The sequence below is a fragment of the Bacillus sp. LR_5 genome (assembly GCF_042709275.1).
This window is the reverse complement of record NZ_JAVAXX010000414.1, coordinates 1-4063: the sequence shown is the minus strand read 5'-3', so window position 1 is coordinate 4063 and position 4063 is coordinate 1. Positions and strand designations below refer to the sequence as shown.

Sequence of the window (4063 nt, the reverse complement as noted above, 5' to 3'; positions counted from 1 at the left end):
AACATTGCGTCCGGATTTAGCCATACTCACCATGTCAGGATTCCTTGAGGCGCGCCCGAGAGTCGGTTATTTCTACACTGGGAAAACCGGTACCCAGCTTTTGGCAGATAAACTCAAAAAGCTTCAAGTGAAAGACTTTCAATCTATCCCCGTCGTGATTCACGAAAATGTTTCTGTGTACGATGCGATTTGCACCATGTTTTTAGAAGATGTAGGTACTCTGTTTGTGGTGGACCGCGATGCTGTTTTAGTCGGGGTGCTTTCACGAAAAGACTTGCTGAGAGCGAGCATAGGCCAGCAGGAGCTTACATCTGTCCCTGTTCACATCATCATGACAAGGATGCCGAATATTACGGTGTGCAGACGCGAGGATTATGTGATGGACATTGCAAAGCACTTGATAGAAAAACAAATTGATGCACTGCCTGTCATCAAAGATACCGACAAAGGCTTTGAAGTCATCGGCAGAGTGACAAAAACAAATATGACAAAAATACTTGTCAGTTTATCTGAAAATGAAATCCTATAAGATCGCAAACTAACGGGGGGATAATATGAATAACCGCATCATCTATGTTGTATCGGATTCCGTCGGTGAAACGGCTGAATTGGTAGTAAAAGCAGCGCTCAGCCAATTTAACGGTTCAGCGGACGATACACATGTCAGAAGAATTCCTTATGTTGAAGATATAGGCACTATCAATGAAGTGATTTCACTTGCAAAGGCAGACGGCGGCATTATTTGTTTCACACTAGTGGTGCCGGAAATCAGAGAATATTTGATTGCCGAAGCGGATAAAGCAAATGTTTTATATTATGATATTATCGGCCCGTTAATTGATAAAATGGAAACAGCCTACGGTTTAACAGCGAAATACGAACCAGGGCGGGTGCGCCAGCTTGATGAAGACTATTTCAAAAAAGTGGAGGCTATCGAGTTTGCAGTAAAATACGATGATGGACGTGATCCAAGAGGGATTTTAAAAGCTGATATCGTTTTGATCGGGGTATCCAGAACGTCTAAAACACCGCTGTCTCAATATCTCGCCCACAAGCGCCTGAAGGTTGCCAATGTTCCGATTGTTCCCGAGGTTGACCCGCCGGAAGAACTCTTTAACGTTGATCCGAAAAAATGCATAGGCTTAAAGATTAGCCCGGATAAACTGAATCATATCAGAAAAGAACGGTTAAAATCACTTGGGCTTAATGACAAAGCGATCTATGCAAATATCAACAGAATCAAAGAGGAACTGGAATATTTCGAAAAGATTGTGGACCGGATCGGATGCCAGGTTGTTGATGTTTCAAATAAAGCGGTTGAAGAAACAGCAAATATTATCCATCATCTCAAAACAAAAAACATGTAACTCAGGACGCTCTATCCTGGGTTTTTGGCTATGCCAAAAGGGAATAATGAAAAATAATAGCATCTTTGTGAAGTTTGTATTATAATAAAAAATTGTGATAAAATGATTAATTTTAGGTTTAAGGTTCGTGTGATACGAATAAACTATTATGGGTAAGATGTCAAGAATTTCTCCCGGAAATTTTTCGACAAATTCATATACGTCCGCAATGTTAAAGGATGTGCGATTTTGCTTGCTTTTATGCAGGAGTTTAATGGAGGGATGGAGAATTACTCTTCTTAATGAACAAGAAAAGACGATTTTTGTCGATGCAGATGCTTGTCCGGTAAAAGATGAAATTTTACAAACAGCATCCAAGTATGAAGTTCAAGTTCTTTTTGTCGCTTCATTTGAACATTATCAGCTTTCGAGAAGCAATGAAGAAAAATGGAAGTATGTTGATCCTCATAAAGAAGCTGCTGATTTATATATCGCAAATCACGTAAAACCGGGAGATATTGTTGTGACGCAGGACATCGGATTAGCATCCCTGCTGTTGAACAGAAATGTCTCCGTCATGTCGGAAAGAGGGCGTCTTTACAAAGAGGGCACGATTGATTTTGCTCTTGAGAGCCGTCATTTTTCCGGCAAACAAAGGAGAAAAGGCATATACGCCAAAGGGCCTAAAAAATTGAATAAAGAAGATCGAGAACGATTTATTACACTGCTGCAAAAAATCCTGTCGAACGATGAAGGGATTTTGCACTAAAGCATCGAATAATGTACGACGGAGTGTTATAAGATGGCAAATCGGATACCAGATGAAATTGTGGATCAGGTACAAAAGTCGGCAGATATCGTTGAAGTCATAGGTGATTATGTTCAATTAAAGAAGCAAGGCCGAAACTACTTTGGACTCTGTCCTTTTCATGGAGAAAGCACACCTTCGTTTTCCGTATCGCCCGACAAACAGATTTTTCATTGCTTTGGCTGCGGAGCGGGCGGCAATGTTTTCTCTTTTTTAAGGCAGATGGAAGGCTATTCATTTGCCGAGTCGGTTTCTCACCTTGCTGACAAATACCAAATTGATTTTCCAGATAATATAACAGTCCATTCCGGAGCCCGGCCAGAATCTTCTGGAGAACAAAAAATGGCTGAGGCTCATGAGCTCCTGAAGAAATTTTACCATCATTTGTTAATAAATACAAAAGAAGGTCAAGAGGCGCTGGATTATCTGCTTTCAAGGGGCTTTACGAAAGAGCTGATAGATGAATTTCAGATCGGCTATGCTCTTGATTCTTGGGACTTCATCACGAAATTTCTCGTAAAGAGAGGCTTTAGTGAGGCGCAAATGGAAAAAGCGGGTCTCCTGATCAGACGCGAAGACGGGAGCGGATATTTTGACCGTTTCAGAAACCGCGTCATGTTTCCGATCCATGATCACCACGGGTCTGTTGTTGCTTTCTCTGGCAGGGCTCTTGGCAGCCAGCAGCCTAAGTATATGAACAGTCCTGAAACACCGCTCTTTCATAAAAGTAAACTGCTTTACAATTTTTATAAGGCCCGCCTTCATATCAGAAAGCAGGAAAGAGCAGTCTTATTTGAAGGATTTGCCGATGTCATATCGGCCGTAAGCTCGGGTGTGAAAGAAAGCATAGCCACGATGGGAACGTCTCTGACAGATGATCATGTCAAGATCCTGAGAAGAAATGTCGAAGAAATCATTCTTTGCTATGACTCTGATAAAGCCGGTTATGAAGCCACTTTAAAAGCTTCAGATCTTCTGCAAAATAAAGGCTGCAAAGTCAGAGTTGCAATGATTCCTGACGGGTTGGACCCTGACGATTACATCAAAAAGTTCGGCGGGGAAAAATTTAAAAACGACATTATCGACGCCAGTGTCACCGTAATGGCGTTCAAAATGCAATATTTCCGAAAGGGAAAGAACCTGTCTGATGAAGGCGACCGCTTAGCTTACATTAAAGACGTACTGAAAGAAATCAGCACGCTTTCAGGGTCTCTTGAGCAGGAAGTCTATGTAAAACAGCTTGCTTCAGAGTTTTCGCTGTCACAGGAGTCTTTAACCGAGCAGCTGTCTGTTTTCAGCAAGCAAAACAAACCTGCTGACAGTGGCGGTGAAACGAAAACGCGGCGAGCGCATCTGACGACAAAAGCAAGGCAAAAACGTCTGCGCCCGGCGTATGAAAATGCAGAAAGGCTGTTACTCGCCCACATGCTTCGAGATCGGAGCGTTATCAAAAAAGTGATTGACCGGGTAGGCTTTCAATTTAATATTGATGAGCACCGCGCATTAGCCGCCTATCTTTTCGCTTTTTATGAAGAAGGTGCCGAGCTGACGCCTCAGCATCTGATGGCCAGGGTGACGGATGATCAAATTAGCCAGCTCTTGTCTGATATATTAATGCTTCAGATTAATCAAGAGCTCAGCGAAGCCGAGTTATCAGATTATGTAAAAAAAGTGTTGAATCAAAGAAATTGGTCAATGATAAAAGAAAAAGAGGCGGAAAGAGCCGAAGCCGAAAGGCAAAAAGATTTTTTGAGAGCTGCTTCTCTGGCTCAAGAAATCGTTACATTGAACCGATCTTTAAAATAACTGGAAAACCGGTGAGAAGCATTTATTGGCAATGATTCCTTGCGGAGGAGCAAATAGATCGCTTAACCTCATCATGAATTGTCATTTCATTATTCGCACATTG

The 4063-nt window shown here is 42.0% G+C and carries 4 protein-coding genes; all 4 read left to right on the top strand.

Annotation, left to right across the window (positions count from 1 at the left end; all coding sequences use genetic code 11):
- Positions 1 to 529: transcriptional regulator CcpN (ccpN, locus tag RAC86_RS36040; RefSeq protein ID WP_377886722.1), on the top strand; the 529-nt coding region annotated here is incomplete at its 5' end.
- Positions 530 to 554: 25 nt separating this feature from the next.
- The gene (locus RAC86_RS36035) at positions 555 to 1367 is read left to right on the top strand and encodes a pyruvate, water dikinase regulatory protein (protein WP_003226219.1); all 813 of its coding nucleotides are present in this window, start codon (positions 555 to 557) and stop codon (positions 1365 to 1367) included.
- A 253-nt stretch (positions 1368 to 1620) separates the two neighbouring features.
- The gene (locus RAC86_RS36030; RefSeq protein WP_014114445.1) at positions 1621 to 2115 is read left to right on the top strand and encodes a YaiI/YqxD family protein; all 495 of its coding nucleotides are present in this window, start codon (positions 1621 to 1623) and stop codon (positions 2113 to 2115) included.
- Between the two features lie 33 nt (positions 2116 to 2148).
- Positions 2149 to 3960: a DNA primase gene (gene dnaG, locus RAC86_RS36025; RefSeq protein WP_072566558.1), complete on the top strand. Its 1812-nt coding sequence runs from the start codon at positions 2149 to 2151 to the stop codon at positions 3958 to 3960.
- Positions 3961 to 4063: the final 103 nt, after the last annotated feature.

What these genes read in the sequence shown, in the direction of transcription:
- RAC86_RS36035 (WP_003226219.1), top strand. Translation starts at nt 555, where the DNA reads ATGAATAACCGCATCATCTATGTTGTATCGGATTCCGTCGGTGAAACG.
- RAC86_RS36030 (WP_014114445.1), top strand. Translation starts at nt 1,621, where the DNA reads ATGGAGGGATGGAGAATTACTCTTCTTAATGAACAAGAAAAGACGATT.
- dnaG (WP_072566558.1), top strand. Translation starts at nt 2,149, where the DNA reads ATGGCAAATCGGATACCAGATGAAATTGTGGATCAGGTACAAAAGTCG.